Genomic DNA, 15843 nt, shown 5'->3' with positions numbered 1-15843 from the left:
GGTCTCCCCGTCGCGCGCCGCACAGCCGTGCCGCTGCCGTTACAATGGCCGCCCGTCATTCGCCGCCCAGCGCCGTATCCGCCATGCCCTTCACCCTCAGCGCGCCCTGTGAACTGCTGGAAGTCATCAGCAAGAGCCGCTTCCTCGCCAAGGCCGCACCAGTCTCCACCGCCGACGAGGCGCAGGCCTTCATCCATGCCGTCAGCGATCCGACCGCGACGCACAACTGCTGGGCCTGGAAGATCGGCAACCAGTACCGCTTCAGCGACGACGGCGAGCCCGGCGGCACCGCCGGACGGCCGATGCTGACGGCCATCGAGGGACAGGACTTCGACCGGGTGGCGGTGGTGGTGATCCGCTGGTTCGGCGGCATCAAGCTCGGCACCGGCGGGCTGGCCCGCGCCTACGGCGGCACCACGGCCAAATGCCTGCAGGCCGGCGAGCGCAGCGAACTGGTGTCGCGCTCGCGCTGCCGCTGTCATTGCCGCTTCGCCGAGCTGGCGCTGGTCAAATCCCGCCTGGCGGATTTCGACGCGCTACTGGAGGACGAGCGCTTCGACGCCGAAGGCGCCACCCTCGATATCGCACTGCCGGCGGCCAGCCTGCAACCGCTAGCGCGCCTGCTCGCCGATATCAGCCGCGGCCGCAGCCAGCTGCAAGCGCTCGACGACTGAGCATCGAGTTTGCCCACAATTACTGTGGACGCCGCTGTGGATAACCTTTGCATGATGGTCCGCGAGGCCGCTGCCATGCGGCCCCGCGGCGGCCGCTCAGAATTTGAGCAACAGCCTCCGATATTTCTTGCGCACCGCCCCAACCCGTTGAATAGCCGCATTTTTTGACTGATGAGTCGAGAGATGACGTGTTGCCATCTGCTGGCACTTCGGTCCTGCAAGTTATGCCCGGATGAGGTGGAGAACTCTGTGGATAACGCTGGGAACAAACGCGCCGGCGCCCGCCACTGCTGGGCTTCAGACCGCTGGTCAAATAATCACCAGGCCAGCCTGGACAGTCGCATGGTTGTCATACGGCGCTGCTAGGGCATATCGGTCGCGACAGCCCACCGATAGAATGCCCCGACACCCGGACGACGAGAATCGCGCTATGTACGAATGGCTGAACAACCTGCCCAAGGCAGAACTCCATCTGCATCTGGAAGGCTCGCTGGAACCCGAACTGCTGTTCCGCCTCGCCGAACGCAACAAGATCGCCCTGCCGTGGAAGGACGTGGAGACCCTGCGCCAGGCCTACGCCTTCAACAACCTGCAGGAGTTTCTCGATCTCTATTACCGCGGTGCCGATGTGCTGCGCACCGAGCAGGACTTCTACGACCTGACCTGGGCCTACCTGCAGAAATGCGAGGAGCAGGACGTGGTGCACACCGAACCGTTCTTCGACCCGCAGACCCACACCGATCGCGGCGTGCCTTTCGAGGCCGTGCTCAACGGCATCAGCGCGGCGCTGGCCGACGGTCGTGAGCTGCTGGGCATCAGCAGCGGGCTGATCTTGAGCTTCCTGCGCCATCTGCCGGAAGAAGCGGCGTTCAGAACGCTGGAGCAGGCGCTGCCCTATCGCGATGCGTTCTTCGCCGTCGGCCTGGACAGCTCGGAAGTCGGCCATCCGCCGAGCAAGTTTCAGCGCGTGTTCGACAAGGCGCGGGCCGAAGGTTTGCTTACCGTCGCGCACGCCGGCGAGGAAGGCCCGCCGGAATACATCTGGCAGGCGCTGGATCTGCTCAAGGTCAGCCGTATCGACCACGGCGTCCGCGCCGCCGAAGACCCGAAGCTGATCGCCCGGCTGATCGAGGAACAGATCCCGCTGACGGTCTGCCCGCTGTCCAACACCAAGCTCAAGGTGTTCGGCGACATGCGCCAGCACAACATCCTCGACCTGCTGGAACAGGGCGTGAAGGTCACGGTGAACTCGGACGACCCGGCCTACTTCGGTGGCTACGTGACCGAGAATTTCATGGCGCTGCACGAGAGCCTGGGCATGACCGAGGAACAGGCCCGGCGCCTGGCGCAGAACAGCCTGGACGCACGCCTGGCCTACTGACGACCGGCGCCCTGCGAGGTGGCCGTCGCCGTGCGACAACACGCCCGGCGCGCCGCTGCGCTGGCAGGTCTAGAGTGGACTTTCCGCTCACCAATCCTCGAGGGTTCGCCATGAACATTCTCGTCCGCCCGCTCACGCCTCGCCGCGATGGTGCCTGGCAGGTCCGGCTGGATCGTCATCCGGTCACCTTCCGCAACGAGGCCGAAGCTCGCGCCTTCGTCAACACGCTGCAGCGCCGGCTAACCGCGCCACACAGCTTGCCGGTCCGCGCCAGCGTTTAGTTAGTTGGTCCGCGCCCGCGCCGTCACCCAAGCGGTGACGGCGGCCAGCAGCCCGCACAGGCTGATGACCGCGGCCATCGGCACCGCCGAGCCGTCATGCAGCGCCCCCACGGCGGCGGCCGCCGCTGCGGCGATGGCGAACTGCAGGCTGCCGAGCAGCGCCGAGGCGCTACCGGCGTTGGCACGCTGATCGGCCATCGCGCAGGCGGTGGCGTTGGGTAGCAGGCAACCCAGGCATGCCACAGAACAGAACAGTGGCAGCATCAGCGGCCAGAGCGCATCGGGCTGCACTGCCGCGACCGCCAGCAACACCAGTGCGCTGGCGAAGTAGAACCAGACCCAACGCCGCACCCAATACTCCGGGCCGCGCCAGCGCATCAGGCGCACATTCACCTGCGCCATCAGGATGAAGCCTGCCGCATTGCTGCCGAACAGCCAGGCGTAGTGCTCGCTCGGCACCCCGTACAGCTCGATGAAGACGAACGGCGAACCGGCGATGTAGGCGAACATGCCGCCCATGCACAGCGCGCCGGTCAGCGTGTGGCCGAGGAAGAAACGGTCGCCGAACAGCCGCCGGTACTGGCCCAGCGCACCGCGCATCGGCGCCGGGGCGTGGCCAGCCGGCAGCGTTTCCGGCAACCACAGCGCCACCGCCAGCAGGCAGCCGGCGCCGAACAGCATCAGCGCGATGAAGATCGCCGACCAGCCGTAGGCCAGCAACAGCGCGCCGCCGGCCGCCGGCGCGAGGATCGGCGCCAGCCCCATCACCAGCATCAGTTGCGAAAACACCTTGGCGCTGGTCATCGGGTCACACAGGTCGCGCACCACTGCCCGCGAAATCACCATGCCGGCGCAACCGCCGAGCGCCTGGACGAAACGCGCCCCGATCAGCCACTCCATCGACGGCGCGAAGGAGCACGCCAGCGACGCCAGGGTAAACAGCGTCACGCCAGCCAGCAGCGGCTTGCGCCGACCGTAGCGATCGGCCAGCGAACCGTAGACCAGCTGCCCGATCGACAAGCCGACAAAATAGGCCGCCAACGACAGCTGGACCTGCTCGACGTCGGTGGCGAAGGCCCGCGCCAATGCCGGGAAGGCCGGCAGGTACATGTCGATGGCCAGAGGACCGAAGGCGCTGAGTGCGCCCAATATCAGGAGAAACCGCAGAGGCATACTGGCTCACAGGAAAGGCGGGGGCGCGACGACGGGTCGCCTGGCGTAGGACCGCGAACGTTTACAGGAATGCCGGATGCTGTTACATACACGCTCGATTGTAAACACTCATCGGCAAGCCGTCGGAGCGTCGCTTTGCTTCGCCTTGCTCTCATCGATCGATCGCTGACGCGGCCCCAGGCCGCCCGGAACCCGAGCCATGCGCCGCACCAAAGAAGACGCGGAGAAGACCCGTATCGCCATTCTGGCCTCCGCCGAACATCTGTTTCTGGACAAGGGCGTGGCCCACACCAGCCTCGACCAGATCGCCCGCGATGCCGGCGTGACGCGCGGCGCGGTGTACTGGCACTTTCAGAACAAGGCTCACCTGTTCCACGAGATGCTCAACCAGGTGCGCCTGCCGCCCGAACAGATCACCGAACGCCTGAACAGCTGCGATGCGCGCTCGCCACTGGACTCGCTGCAAATCCTGCGCGATCTCACCGTCGAGGCACTGGCGGCGCTCGCCCGGCACGAACAGAAGCGGCGCATCTTCACCATCCTGCTGCACCGTTGCGAATTCACCGACGAATTGCGCGACGCCGAGGAACGCCACCAGGCGTTCATCAACCAGTTCATCGAACTGTGCGAGAAACTCTTCACCAGCGCCGCGACCTGTCTGCGCCCCGGCGTTACGCCGCGGGTGGCGGCGCTGTCGTTGCACGCGCTGGTGGTCGGCCTGTTCAGCGACTACACGCGCGACAACCAGCTGTTCGACCCGCCCACCGAGGCAGCGGCGCTGATCGATCCGCTGTTCCGCGGCCTGATCGGCGACTGGCCGGAGCAAGCCTGAGCCGCGAAACGCACCTCGAGCCGCCCCGGGCTTGACCTTCCAGCAGGGTCAAGGTTGATCCTGCTGGCAGTTATCGAGGAGTCTCGCCATGTCCACGACCACCTTCACCCTTCCCGTCAGCGGCATGACCTGCGCCAGCTGTGCCGGCCGCGTCGAGCGCGCGCTGCGCAAGGTGCCGGGCGTCACCGCGGCCGCGGTCAACCTGGCCAACGAACAGGTGCGCATCGACGCCGACGGCAGCGAACTCACGACGCTGATCCAGGCGGTGGAAACCGCCGGCTACGGCGTGCCGACCCAGGTGGTTGAACTGACCATCGAAGGCATGACCTGCGCCAGCTGCGTCGGCCGCGTCGAGCGCGCGTTGCTCAAGGTCCCCGGTGTGCGCAGCGCGGCGGTGAATCTGGCCAGCGAACGCGCGCGGGTGGAGCTGCTCGGCACACTGGAGTCGAACGCCCTGATCCAGGCGGTGGAAGGCGCCGGTTACCACGCGCAGGTGATCGAGCAGGCGCAACCGCTCGGTGCCGACAATGCCGAACAGCGGCTGCGCCGCGAGCGCCTGGCCGTGCTGATCGCCCTGCTGCTGGCCGCGCCGCTGGTCATCCCGATGTTCGGCGACCTGTTCGGACTGCACTGGATGCTGCCGGCGTGGATGCAGTTTCTGCTCGCCACGCCGGTGCAGTTCGTTCTCGGTGCGCGTTTCTATGTCGCCGGCTGGAAGGCGGTACGCGCCGGCGCCGGCAACATGGACCTGCTGGTCGCCCTCGGTACCAGCGCCGGCTACGGCCTGAGCCTGTACCAGTGGTGGGCGACGCCGGTCGGGCAGATGCCGCACCTGTACTTCGAGGCCTCGGCCGTGGTGATCGCCCTGGTGCTGCTCGGCAAGTACCTGGAAAGCCGCGCCAAGCGCCAGACCAGCGCGGCGATCCGCGCGCTGGAGGCGCTGCGCCCGGAACGCGCCACGCGCGTCGTCGACGGCCACGAGGAGGATGTCGCCATCGCTGCGCTGCGCCTGGGCGATCGGGTGCTGGTCAAGCCGGGCGAGCGTTTCCCGGTCGATGGCGAGGTGCTCGAAGGCGAAAGCCAGGCCGACGAGGCGCTGATCAGCGGCGAGAGCCTGCCGGTCGACAAGCGTCCCGGCGACCGCATCACCGGCGGCGCGATCAATGGCGAAGGCCGCCTGCTGGTGCGCACCACCGCGCTCGGCGGCGAGACCGTGCTGGCGCGGATCATCCGCCTGGTGGAGGATGCCCAGGCAGCCAAGGCGCCGATCCAGAAGCTGGTGGACAAGGTCAGCCAGGTGTTCGTCCCGGCGGTGCTGGTGATCGCCGTATTCACGCTGCTCGGCTGGCTGCTCGCCGGCGCAGCGCTGGAAACCGCGCTGATCAATGCCGTCGCCGTGCTGGTCATCGCCTGCCCCTGCGCCCTCGGCCTGGCGACGCCGGCGGCGATCATGGCCGGCACCGGCGTGGCGGCGCGCCACGGCATCCTGATCAAGGACGCCGAAGCGCTGGAAGTCGCCCATGCGGTCACCGCGGTGGCCTTCGACAAGACGGGCACGCTCACCTCGGGCAAGCCGCAGATCATCCACCTGCATGCCGTGGACGGCGACGAAGCGCGAATACTGCGCCTGGCCGGCGCCCTGCAGCGAGGCAGCGGACACCCGCTGGCGCGCGCCGTGCTGGAGCGCTGCGAAGCCGACGGCATCGCCGTGCCGGATGTGCAGAAGAGCCAGGCCCTGAGCGGTCGTGGCATCACCGGATCGCTGGACGGCCAGCAGCTGGCGCTGGGCAACCGGCGCATGCTCGAGGAGTACGGCCTGCAGCCGGGTGAGCTGCTGGACACCGCCCAGCGCTGGGAAGCCGAGGGCCGCACCCTCTCCTGGCTGGTGGAGCATACGCCCGAGCCGCGCATCCTCGGCCTGTTCGCTTTCGGTGACAGCCTCAAGGACGGTGCCGCCGCGGCGATTGCCGGGCTCGCGGCACGGCATATCCGCAGCCACCTGATCACCGGCGACAACCGCGGCAGCGCGCGGGTGGTGGCCGAAGCGCTGCACATCGATGACGTGCATGCCGAGGTGCTGCCAGCGGACAAGGCCGCCACCGTGGCGGAGCTGAAGAAAGGCGGCGCCGTGGTGGCGATGGTCGGCGACGGCATCAACGATGCCCCGGCCCTGGCCGCGGCGGACGTCGGCATCGCCATGGGTGGCGGTACCGATGTGGCCATGCACGCCGCCGGCATCACCCTGATGCGCGGCGATCCGCGGCTGGTGCCGGCGGCGCTGGAAATCAGCCGACGCACCTACCGCAAGATCCAGCAGAATCTGTTCTGGGCCTTCATCTACAACCTGGTGGGCATTCCGCTGGCGGCGCTGGGCTTTCTCAGTCCGGTGGTGGCCGGCGCGGCGATGGCGCTGTCGAGCGTCAGCGTGGTGAGCAACGCGCTGCTGCTTAAGCGCTGGAAACCCTGAAACGACGAGCCCACGGAGGCAGCATGAATATCGGTCAAGCAGCCGCGCGCAGCGGCCTGTCGGCGAAGATGATCCGCTACTACGAATCCATCGGCCTGATCACTCCGGCCGGGCGCGGCGCCAACGGCTACCGTCGCTACGGCAGCGACGACCTGCACCGCCTGGGCTTCATCAAGCGCGCCCGCGACCTGGGCTTCTCGCTCGAGGAAGTCGGCCGGCTGCTCACGCTCTGGCAGGATCGCCAGCGCGCCAGTGCCGACGTCAAGGCGCTGGCCGCCGGGCATATCGTCGAACTGAACCGCAAGATCGCCGAACTGGTCGGCCTGCGCGACACGTTGCAGGAGCTGGTCGACCACTGCGCCGGCGACGACCGTCCGGACTGCCCGATCCTGCGCGGCATCGAGACGGGCTGTTGTGCAGCCAGTACCGGCGCGGAACCGGCGCCACCTGCCAAGCGCTGATCCGAAGCCGCCGGCCAGCCCGCGGCCACGCGGGCACCGGCTATTTCTTGCCTTACATTCAAGTTTGCATGTCGACCGCCGACAGCGGGAGCGAAGACACCGGCGGGCCGCTCACAAGGCCGCTCGTTCGGAACGAACTCCTCATCATGGTTGAACTGTCATGCACAACTGGTTTGCAAACATGGGCGTCAGCAGGAAGCTCGCGCTGGGCTTCGGCGCCGTACTCACCCTCACCCTCATCCTCGCGTGGAGCGGCTGGGGCAGCCTGGGCGGCGTCATCCAGCGCAGCGGCTGGATGACCGACATCTCGCTGCTCAACAAGACGCTGACCGACCTGCGCATCGCCCGTCTGCAATTCATGCTGGCCAACGGCGACAGCGAATCGACCGCGCGGCTGGACAACAACCTCGCCGTGTACATCGCCCAGCAGACCGAACTGCTCAATAGCTTCAAGCATCCCGCCGACGCCGCACTGCTCAAGGAGCAGGCCGGTTATAACGCGCAGTACCAGAATTCGCTGAACGACATGCGTCGCGCCTACGCGCAGGCGAACGACGCACGAGCCTCGATCGAAGCCGCCGCCAACCACCTGCACGAGCTGACCGCCGGCATCACCGAAGGCGTGCTGCAGCTGCCGGAGGATGACGCGCAACGCTTCGCCCAACTGCTCGCCATCACCCGCATCAAAGAAGACGTACAGCGCGCGCAGTACCTGCTGCGCGTCTACATGGCGGCACCCGGCAACGCCGCCGCCCAAGCGGTCTACACGCAGCTCGACGCGGCGCAGGCCAGCATTGCCGAGCAGAGCCTGACGCTCGATGCGCACCGCCAGGCGATCCAGGGCGTCGCAGCGGCACTCGACCAATACCGCACCACCATCGAGTCGCTGGAAGCGGCCATCCAGGCCATCGCCAAGTCGCGCCAGGAGATGACCGACCAGCAGAAGGAAATCGTGCGCATCAGCGACACGCTCTACCAGTACCAGCTCGATCAGCTCGACAGCGAAAGCGCCGCGGCGCGCAGCCAGCTGCTGGTCAGCACCCTGCTCGCGCTGCTGCTCGGCGTGCTCGCGGCGTGGTTGATCACCCGGCAGATCATCCTGCCGCTGCGCGCCACCCTGGCCGACGTCGAGCGCATCGCCTCCGGCGACCTCAGCGCCACCGCGCCGGTTCAGCGGCGCGACGAACTCGGCGTGCTGCAGCGCGGCATCCAGCAGATGGGCGCGACCCTGCGCGAGCTGATCGGCGGCATTCGCGATGGCGTCAGCCAGATCAGCGCCGCCGCCGAAGAGCTGTCCGCCGTCACCCAGCAGACCAGCGCCGGGGTGAACAGCCAGAAGGAAGAAACCGATCAGGTCGCCACCGCCATGCACGAGATGTCGGCCACCGTGCAGGAAGTCGCACGCAACGCCGAACAGGCGGCCCAGGCCGCCACCGACGCGGACAGCGAAGCGCGCGAGGGCGATCGCGTGGTGACCGAGGTGGTCTCGCAGATCGAGCGCATGGCCGAGGCGGTGGAGCGTTCGACCCAGGCAATGACCGCACTGCAGCAAGAGAGCGACAAGATCGGCAGCGTGATGACGGTGATCCGCGCGGTTGCCGAGCAGACCAACCTGCTGGCACTCAACGCTGCCATCGAGGCGGCACGCGCCGGCGAGGCCGGGCGTGGCTTCGCCGTGGTCGCCGACGAGGTGCGCGGGCTGGCGCAACGCACGCAGAAATCCACCGAGGAAATCGAAGGGCTGGTGGCCGCGCTGCAGAACGGCACGCAAGAGGTCGCGACGATCATGCACACCAGCCGCGACCTCACCGACAGCGGCGTCGAGCTGGCGCGCCGTGCCGGTGCTTCGCTGGGCAGCATCACCCGCACGGTGTCGAACATTCAGGCGATGAACCAGCAGATCGCCGCGGCCGCCGAGGAGCAGAGCGCGGTGGCCGAGGAAATCAGCCGCAGCGTGGTGAATGTGCGCGATGTGTCGGAACAGACCGCCGCCGCCAGCCAGGAAACCGCCGCCTCGAGTACCGAGCTGGCACGGCTGGGCGGGCAGTTGCAGACGATGGTGAGCCGCTTCCGGCTCTGAGGACTACGGGGAGGCCGCGAGCAGCGCCGGGCGCCGTCTCGCGGTGAGCGGCGCTCAGCTGGCCTGCGATTGCAGGTAGTTCTGCAGACCGACCCGGTCGATCAGACCGAGCTGCTGCTCGAGCCAGTAGGCGTGATCTTCCTCGGTGTCCTGCAGCTGCGCGGCCAGGATGTCGCGGGTCGCGTAGTCGCCGTGCTGCTCGGCCAGGGCGATGCCCTTGGCCAGCGCGGCGCGCACCTTGTACTCCAGCGCCAGATCGCTGCGCAGCATGTCCGGTACGGTATGGCCCGGATGGATGGCCTCCGGCGTCATGTCCGGCGTGCCTTCGAGGAACAGGATGCGCTTGAGCAGGGCATCGGCGTGCTCGGTTTCTTCCTGCATCTCGTGGTCGATGCGCTCGTGGAGCCGGCTGAAACCCCAGTCGGCATACATGCGCGAATGCAGGAAGTACTGATCGCGTGCCGCCAGCTCGCCGCGCAGCAGCTCCTTCAGATATTCGACTACCGGTGCCTGGCCTTTCATGGGTTCTCTCCGACGGGATATGCATCACGCGCGCAAGCATCGACGCAGAACCGGCAGCGGTCAAGTTCACCGGTGCCGCGCTGCCAGCGCCACGACGAGTCGCTACAATGCCCGCCCTCATTTTTCGCCAGGCTTGCGCCATGACCCGTTCCGCCCGCCCGTCCCGTGTCGCCATCATCGGCGGCGGCCCCGCCGGCCTGATGGCGGCCGAGGCGCTGAGCCAGGCCGGCGTCGCGGTCGAGCTGTATGACGCCATGCCGTCGGTGGGCCGCAAGTTCCTGCTGGCCGGCGTCGGCGGCATGAACATCACCCATGCCGAGGACTTCGCCACGTTCGTCGGCCGCTATCGCGAACGCGCCGATGCGCTGCGTCCGCTGCTGGAGGCCTTCGGCCCGGATGCGTTGCGCCAATGGATTCACGGCCTGGGTATCGATACCTTCGTCGGCAGTTCCGGCCGCGTGTTTCCCACCGACATGAAGGCCGCGCCGCTGCTGCGCGCCTGGCTCAGGCGTCTGCGCGACAGCGGTGTGCACATCCATACGCGGCATCGCTGGCTGGGCTGGAACGAAAGCGGCCAGCTGCGCATCGCCGGCCCGGATGGCGAGCGCCTGCTCGACGCCGACGCCACCCTGCTCGCCCTCGGCGGTGGCAGCTGGGCGCGGCTGGGCTCCGACGGCGCCTGGGTGCCGCTGTTGCAGGCGCGCGGAGTCACCGTTGCGCCGCTGCGCCCGGCCAATTGCGGTTTCGAGGTGCAAGCCTGGAGCGAGCACCTGCAGCAGAAATTCGCCGGCGCGCCGCTGAAGACCGTCAGCCTCGCGCTGCCTGGCGAAGTCCCGCGCAAAGGCGAGTTCGTGCTCACCGCCAGCGGCATTGAGGGCAGCCTGGTCTACGCACTCTCGGCGCCGATCCGCGCGGCGATCGAGCGCGACGGCGCCGCCACCGTGCTGCTCGATCTGCTGCCCGATCGCAGCCAGGCGCAGATCGCCAATGCACTGGCCAAGCCGCACGGCTCGCAGTCGCTGGCCAAGCACCTGCATCGCCAGCTCAAGCTCGACGGCGTCAAGGCCGCGCTGTTGCGCGAGCTGACCGACGCCGCAACCTTTCAGGACCCGGCGGCGCTGGCGGCGGCCATCAAGGCGCTGCCGCTCCGCCTGATCCGCACGCGGCCGCTGGACGAGGCGATCAGTAGCGCCGGCGGCGTGCCCTTCGAGGAGCTGGATGCGCAGCTGATGCTCAGGCGGCTGCCCGGGGTGTTCTGCGCCGGCGAGATGCTCGACTGGGAAGCCCCCACCGGCGGCTATCTGCTAACCGCCTGTTTCGCCAGCGGCCGGGCAGCCGCCGCTGGCATGCTGTGCTGGCTGCGCGACCACTAGCCACCTCGCCTGCTCGCCGTTGCGCTGCTAGCTTCAGCTGTACGGGCAAGCGCGCGAGGAGGCTGCCATGGCCGTCAACGCAATTCCGGTGGATCAACGCGTCATCGACATCGACTCCCGACGCTTCGCCTCGATCGAGAAGGCGCTGGTCGAGCTGCTCACCAACAGCGACGACAGCTATGCCCGGCTGGAAGCGGCCGGCGTCGAGGTGTCCGGGCAGTTGCTCATCCAGTACGAACGCCACCGCCGCGGCGCGCTGCTGACGGTCACCGATCAGGCACAGGGCATGCCCTTCGCCACCGCCTGCTTCATTCTCAGCTACGGCGGCGCGCACAGCCCGCTGGCCCAGGGCATCGGCGGCGGTCGCGGCTACTTCGGCCGCGGCCTCAAGCAGGCGGTCTTCGGCCTCGGTTACGGTTGGCTGGAAACCATCCATGAAGGGCGGCTGTCGCGCATCGAGCTGTTCCGCGCCGAGAATGGCGGCTACCTCTACGACGACGGCGGCCAGGACCGTCCCGTGACCGAGCGCGACCGTGCACGCCTCGGCATCGCCGGCAACGGCACCCGCGTGGCGATCGTCATCGAAAGCAGCCAGGTGAGCATTTCCCAGTACGGCGCGCTGGTCGATTCGCTGGCCAACAACATCTACCTGCGCGATGTGTTGGAGCGCCGAAATGTCGAGCTCGCGCATCTGCGCGATGGCGTGGAGATCGAGCGCAGCGGGCGGATCCGTTTCGAGGAGCCGCCGTCGCTGCTGCTGCTCGGCCCCGACCAGCCGGGCGAGTTCCACTGCGACGGGCAGACCTTCCCCTTCAGCCTGACGCTCAAACGTGCGCTGGACGCGCAACTGGTGCCGCGCGGCGACGAGCGCACCAGCGGCCTGCTGGTGCTGTCGGGCACCGCGGTGCTGGATTGCCAGCTGTTCGACTACGAGAACCAGTCGGCACCGAATACCTGTTCGGCACGGTGCGCTGTCCGGCGTTGATCGAGCAGCTCGGCCAGGGCGTGGCGGTGATCAGCGACGAACGCGCCGGCCTGAATCCGAAGACACCGCTGGTGGCCGCCTTCGCGCGGGCGGTCAGCCAGCTGATCGCACCCTTCGTGATGGCCGAGCAGGAAAAGCTCCGACACCTGGAACGCGCCACCACCTCCGGGCGCACCGCACACATGATCGACCACCTGCTGCAACGCATGAACCAGGCGGCGATCCACGATTTCGGCATCGTCCCGCCGGCAATTGCCGCGGTGAGCGCGTCGGCCGGCGCTGGCGAGCCTGTCGCGGCGCTGCGCTTCAGCACGCCGTTCTATTACCGTTCGCCGGAGCATCCGTTCCATGTACGCCTGCTGTTCGATCGGCAGCAATTGCCCGACGACACCATCCTGCAGATCGAGGCCTCGCTCAGCGAAGGCCTGCGTATCGATCCGCCACCGGCCGCGGTCGAACTGCGGAGCCTCGGCGAAGCGCCGTATCTGCAATGGACGGTCAGCGGCCAGTCCAGCGCCGAGCGTGGCGAGATCGTCGTGCGTGCCGGCAGCTATCTGGCCTGGTGCGAGATCGTCATCGCCGAACACGCAGCGGCGCATATCCATCACCACAAAACGCCACACCCGCCGATCGGGAAACACCGCCCCGCCCGCGATCACGGCGAAGTCATGTTCACCGGCTACGAGTTCCGCTATCTGGGCGAGGACATGGACCGCGCCGTGTACAGCGCGGCGGAGCGCAAGATCCTGATCAACACCGCCGCGCCCACCGTGCAGCTGTACGTCGACGGCCACGGCAACTTCCGCGACTCTGCCCGCCTGCTGCTGGCCGAGCTGTTCATGGACGTGATCGCCGAGGAGCTGGCGCGCTGGAAGCTCGGCAAGTCGGGACAGGCCGGCGATGTCGCGGCATTCCATGCGGCCAAGGGCGAGATCATCCGACGCTACGGCAGCGACATCCACCTATCGTTCATGCGCGGCTGAGGTGCGGTGGCGGCCCGAAGGCCGCCGTTCGGTGCCTACATCTTCATCACGATGCGGCCTTCGATACGACCGGCGCGCATGTCGTCGAGGATCCGGTTGATGTTGTCGAGGCTGTCGGTGTGGATGGTCGCCTTGACCAGCCCTTCGCCGGCGAAATCCAGCGCCTCCTGCAGGTCGGCGCGGGTGCCGACGATGGAGCCGGTGATGCTGATCGCCTTGAGCACCACGTCGAAGATCGGCGTCGGAAAATTCCCCGGCGGCAGGCCGACCAGCGCCACGGTGCCGCGCCGGCGCGCCATGCCGATGGCCTGACCGAAGGCGCTGTTGGACACCGCCGTGACCAGCACGCCATGGGTGCCGCCGATGTCGCGCTGCACCACTTCCACCGGATTTTCCGTGCGTGCATTGATGGTCAGGTTGGCCCCCAGGCGCTTGGCCAGTTCCAGCTTGGCATCGTCGACATCCACCGCCACCACGTGCAGCCCCATCGCCTTGGCGTACTGCACCGCGACATGGCCGAGGCCGCCGATACCGGAAATCGCCACCCACTGCCCGGGCCGCGCGCCGGTCACCTTCAAGCCCTTGTAGACGGTAACGCCGGCGCAGAGGATCGGCGCGATCTCGTCGAACTCGACGTTCTTCGGCAGGATGCCCACGTAGTTCGGGTCCGCCAGCACGTATTCGGCATAGCCGCCGTTGACCGAGTAACCGGTGTTCTGCTGACTTTCGCAGAGGGTTTCCCAGCCGGTCAGGCAGTGCTCGCAGCAACCGCAGGCGGTGTACAGCCAGGGCACGCCGACCCGGTCGCCTTCCTTCACCCGCGTCACGCCGGCACCGACTGCAGCCACATGGCCGACGCCTTCGTGGCCTGGAATGAACGGCAACGCCGGCTTGACCGGCCAGTCGCCTTCGGCCGCATGCAGGTCGGTGTGACACACACCGGAGGCGGCGATCTTTACCAGAATCTGGCCGGGGCCGGGCAGCGGCACCTTGACTTCCTCGAGGCGCAGCGGCTCGCCGAAGGCATGTACCACCGCGGCTTTCATGGTCTGGGTCATCGGTTGACTCCTTGAGACAGGACGTACGGGCCTGCGTTGGCAGGCCGGACCAAGCCTAGACCTCAATCGCCAACCGCGTGATGACGCAAACCGTCGCAGGCACGCTCAACAAATCGCCCTTGCACGGCCCGCGCGCGACCCGTGCCGTGGACAAGGCTGCGCCGTTTCCGCGCGCCAGGCCTATCAGCGCTTCTTCGCCGGCTTGCCGCCGCCCAGACTCGGCACCTTGCGAATCGGCCTGGCGTTGGGCTTTTCGTTCTCGTCGAACCAGTTGCCGAGGTGGATCTTGCCCTTGCCGGCGGCGTCCTTGGGCTTCTTCGGTTTCTTCGGCTTCTTGATGATCTGCCCGCCGAGGGTGGTGGTCGGCACGCGATGGTCCGGCACGAAGCCCAGCTCGTCGTGGCGCGGCAGTACCTGGTTGATCAGCGTTTCGATGGCCGCCAGCTGATCGACTTCATCGGCGCTGACCAGCGAGATCGCCTCGCCCGAGGCGCCGGCGCGGCCGGTACGGCCGATGCGGTGCACGTAGTCCTCGGCGACGGTCGGCAGGTCGAAGTTGACCACCTGCGGCAGGTCATGGATGTCCAGCCCACGGGCGGCGACGTCGGTGGCGACGAGAATCTGCACCTCGCCGGCCTTGAAGCGCTCCAGCGCGCGCAGACGCGACGCCTGCGGCTTGTCGCCGTGGATCGCATCGCTGGAAATGCCCTGCGCCTGCAGCTCGTCCACCAGCTGATCGACGCCCTTGCGCGTCTTCACGAATACCAGCACCTGGCCCCAGCGCTTGTCCGCGAGCAGATGCAGGAACAGCTCGCTCTTGCGCTTCTTGTCCACCGGCACCAGCCACTGCTTGACCGTCTTCGCCGCCGCGTTGCGCGGGCTGACCTCGATCGACAGCGGATCGCGCAGCAGCTCGCGGGCCAGCTGGCGGATCGCCTCGGAAAAGGTCGCGGAGAACAGCAGGGTCTGGCGCCTCTTCGGCAAGGCGCAGAACAGCTGATCCAGCTCGTCGGCGAAACCGAGGTCGAGCATGCGGTCGGCCTCGTCGAGCACCAGCGCCTGCAGCTGGCTGAAACCCACGGCGTTCTGCCGGTACAGATCGAGCAATCGGCCGGGGGTCGCCACCAGCACGTCGATGCCCTTGCGCAGCGCCATCATCTGCGGGTTGATGCTGACCCCGCCGTACACCGCGTAGGTGCGCAGCGGCAGGTTCTGCCCGTAGACACGAAAGCTTTCGTGCACCTGCTCGGCCAGCTCGCGGGTCGGCACCAGTACCAGCGCGCGCACCGAATTGCTCGCCACCTTGGCGCCTTCCATGGTCAACCGCTGCAGCAACGGCAGGGCGAAACCGGCGGTCTTGCCGGTGCCGGTCTGCGCCGCCGCCATCAGGTCGCGGCCCTTGAGCACGGCGGGAATGGCTTCGGCCTGCACCGGCGTCGGCTTGCGGTAGTCGAGGGTTTCCAGGGTTCGCAGCAGCGGATCGATCAGGCCCAGGGAGGCGAAGGTCATGGCAGGCTCGCAGCGCCGATTCGGCGGGTGAAAAAGCGCGGATTCTAACAGGCTGCGCCTTGTC

At 67.7% G+C, this 15843-nt stretch carries 14 protein-coding genes and 1 pseudogene; 11 read left to right on the top strand and 4 right to left on the bottom strand.

Annotated features, from left to right (window positions below; genetic code table 11):
- Nucleotides 1–83 precede the first annotated feature (83 nt).
- The 3 genes from HU825_RS08210 (at nt 84) to HU825_RS08200 (ending at nt 2336) form a co-directional block, all read left to right on the top strand.
- Nucleotides 84–674, top strand: a complete 591-nt coding sequence (locus HU825_RS08210; protein ID WP_043298056.1) for an IMPACT family protein — start codon at nt 84–86, stop codon at nt 672–674.
- 430 nt (nt 675–1104) lie between these two features.
- Nucleotides 1105–2055: an adenosine deaminase gene (locus tag HU825_RS08205; protein ID WP_054093448.1), complete on the top strand. Its 951-nt coding sequence runs from the start codon at nt 1105–1107 to the stop codon at nt 2053–2055.
- 110 nt (nt 2056–2165) lie between these two features.
- Nucleotides 2166–2336, top strand: coding sequence for a hypothetical protein (locus HU825_RS08200; protein WP_175415072.1), 171 nt, complete (start codon nt 2166–2168; stop codon nt 2334–2336).
- Here the strand turns inward: HU825_RS08200 and HU825_RS08195 are convergent, their stop codons facing one another.
- The gene (locus tag HU825_RS08195; RefSeq protein WP_155551449.1) at nt 2337–3509 is read right to left on the bottom strand and encodes a multidrug effflux MFS transporter; all 1173 of its coding nucleotides are present in this window, start codon (nt 3507–3509) and stop codon (nt 2337–2339) included. It lies immediately after the preceding gene.
- Nucleotides 3510–3708: 199 nt separating this feature from the next.
- Here HU825_RS08195 and HU825_RS08190 point away from each other — a divergent pair, with 199 nt between their 5' ends.
- The 5 genes and pseudogenes from HU825_RS08190 to HU825_RS18850 all read left to right on the top strand — a co-directional run bounded on the left by HU825_RS08190 (nt 3709) and on the right by HU825_RS18850 (nt 9349).
- Nucleotides 3709–4341, top strand: a complete 633-nt coding sequence (locus HU825_RS08190; RefSeq protein WP_234303272.1) for a TetR family transcriptional regulator — start codon at nt 3709–3711, stop codon at nt 4339–4341.
- A gap of 88 nt (nt 4342–4429) precedes the next feature.
- Entirely contained in the window at nt 4430–6808 is a 2379-nt protein-coding gene (locus HU825_RS08185) for a heavy metal translocating P-type ATPase (RefSeq protein ID WP_234303271.1), read from the top strand.
- Nucleotides 6809–6831: 23 nt separating this feature from the next.
- Nucleotides 6832–7269, top strand: a complete 438-nt coding sequence (cueR, locus tag HU825_RS08180) for a Cu(I)-responsive transcriptional regulator (RefSeq protein WP_234303270.1) — start codon at nt 6832–6834, stop codon at nt 7267–7269.
- A 160-nt stretch (nt 7270–7429) separates the two neighbouring features.
- Nucleotides 7430–8446 (top strand): annotated as a pseudogene (locus HU825_RS18855) (methyl-accepting chemotaxis protein); the annotation flags it as partial.
- A gap of 39 nt (nt 8447–8485) precedes the next feature.
- Nucleotides 8486–9349, top strand: a complete 864-nt coding sequence (locus HU825_RS18850; RefSeq protein WP_431978469.1) for a methyl-accepting chemotaxis protein — start codon at nt 8486–8488, stop codon at nt 9347–9349.
- A 54-nt stretch (nt 9350–9403) separates the two neighbouring features.
- Here HU825_RS18850 and bfr read toward each other — a convergent pair whose 3' ends face one another.
- Nucleotides 9404–9871 carry a bacterioferritin gene (gene bfr, locus HU825_RS08170; RefSeq protein WP_234303268.1) on the bottom strand — a complete coding sequence of 156 codons (468 nt, stop codon included), beginning with the start codon at nt 9869–9871 and terminating at the stop codon, nt 9404–9406.
- A 140-nt stretch (nt 9872–10011) separates the two neighbouring features.
- Here bfr and HU825_RS08165 point away from each other — a divergent pair, with 140 nt between their 5' ends.
- The 3 genes from HU825_RS08165 (at nt 10012) to HU825_RS08155 (ending at nt 13212) form a co-directional block, all read left to right on the top strand.
- Nucleotides 10012–11244 carry a TIGR03862 family flavoprotein gene (locus HU825_RS08165; RefSeq protein WP_234303267.1) on the top strand — a complete coding sequence of 411 codons (1233 nt, stop codon included), beginning with the start codon at nt 10012–10014 and terminating at the stop codon, nt 11242–11244.
- 67 nt (nt 11245–11311) lie between these two features.
- Nucleotides 11312–12229: a hypothetical protein gene (locus HU825_RS08160; protein WP_234303266.1), complete on the top strand. Its 918-nt coding sequence runs from the start codon at nt 11312–11314 to the stop codon at nt 12227–12229.
- The gene (locus HU825_RS08155; RefSeq protein ID WP_234303265.1) at nt 12157–13212 is read left to right on the top strand and encodes a hypothetical protein; all 1056 of its coding nucleotides are present in this window, start codon (nt 12157–12159) and stop codon (nt 13210–13212) included. Before HU825_RS08160 ends, HU825_RS08155 begins: the two co-directional genes overlap by 73 nt.
- A gap of 35 nt (nt 13213–13247) precedes the next feature.
- On the opposite strand, the gene adhP is transcribed toward HU825_RS08155, so the two are convergent.
- Nucleotides 13248–14270 (bottom strand): alcohol dehydrogenase AdhP, encoded by a 1023-nt coding sequence (gene adhP, locus HU825_RS08150; RefSeq protein ID WP_234303264.1) that lies wholly within the window; start codon nt 14268–14270, stop codon nt 13248–13250.
- A gap of 183 nt (nt 14271–14453) precedes the next feature.
- On the bottom strand, nt 14454–15779 hold the full coding sequence (locus HU825_RS08145) for an RNA helicase RhlE1 (RefSeq protein WP_234303263.1): 1326 nt from the start codon (nt 15777–15779) through the stop codon (nt 14454–14456).
- Between the last annotated feature and the right edge of the window lie 64 nt (nt 15780–15843).

It is taken from the genome of Pseudomonas phenolilytica (assembly GCF_021432765.1).
GTDB classification, from domain to species: Bacteria; Pseudomonadota; Gammaproteobacteria; order Pseudomonadales; family Pseudomonadaceae; genus Stutzerimonas; species Stutzerimonas phenolilytica.
This window is presented reverse-complemented; position numbering and strand designations above follow the sequence as displayed.

Excerpts from the sequence above, each read along its gene's own strand:
- HU825_RS08210 (WP_043298056.1), top strand. The coding sequence starts at position 84 with ATGCCCTTCACCCTCAGCGCGCCCTGTGAACTGCTGGAAGTCATCAGC.
- HU825_RS08205 (WP_054093448.1), top strand. The coding sequence starts at position 1,105 with ATGTACGAATGGCTGAACAACCTGCCCAAGGCAGAACTCCATCTGCAT.
- HU825_RS08200 (WP_175415072.1), top strand. The coding sequence starts at position 2,166 with ATGAACATTCTCGTCCGCCCGCTCACGCCTCGCCGCGATGGTGCCTGG.
- HU825_RS08195 (WP_155551449.1), bottom strand. The coding sequence starts at position 3,509 with ATGCCTCTGCGGTTTCTCCTGATATTGGGCGCACTCAGCGCCTTCGGT.
- HU825_RS08190 (WP_234303272.1), top strand. The coding sequence starts at position 3,709 with ATGCGCCGCACCAAAGAAGACGCGGAGAAGACCCGTATCGCCATTCTG.
- HU825_RS08185 (WP_234303271.1), top strand. The coding sequence starts at position 4,430 with ATGTCCACGACCACCTTCACCCTTCCCGTCAGCGGCATGACCTGCGCC.
- cueR (WP_234303270.1), top strand. The coding sequence starts at position 6,832 with ATGAATATCGGTCAAGCAGCCGCGCGCAGCGGCCTGTCGGCGAAGATG.
- HU825_RS18850 (WP_431978469.1), top strand. The coding sequence starts at position 8,486 with ATGGGCGCGACCCTGCGCGAGCTGATCGGCGGCATTCGCGATGGCGTC.
- bfr (WP_234303268.1), bottom strand. The coding sequence starts at position 9,871 with ATGAAAGGCCAGGCACCGGTAGTCGAATATCTGAAGGAGCTGCTGCGC.
- HU825_RS08165 (WP_234303267.1), top strand. The coding sequence starts at position 10,012 with ATGACCCGTTCCGCCCGCCCGTCCCGTGTCGCCATCATCGGCGGCGGC.
- HU825_RS08160 (WP_234303266.1), top strand. The coding sequence starts at position 11,312 with ATGGCCGTCAACGCAATTCCGGTGGATCAACGCGTCATCGACATCGAC.
- adhP (WP_234303264.1), bottom strand. The coding sequence starts at position 14,270 with ATGACCCAGACCATGAAAGCCGCGGTGGTACATGCCTTCGGCGAGCCG.
- HU825_RS08145 (WP_234303263.1), bottom strand. The coding sequence starts at position 15,779 with ATGACCTTCGCCTCCCTGGGCCTGATCGATCCGCTGCTGCGAACCCTG.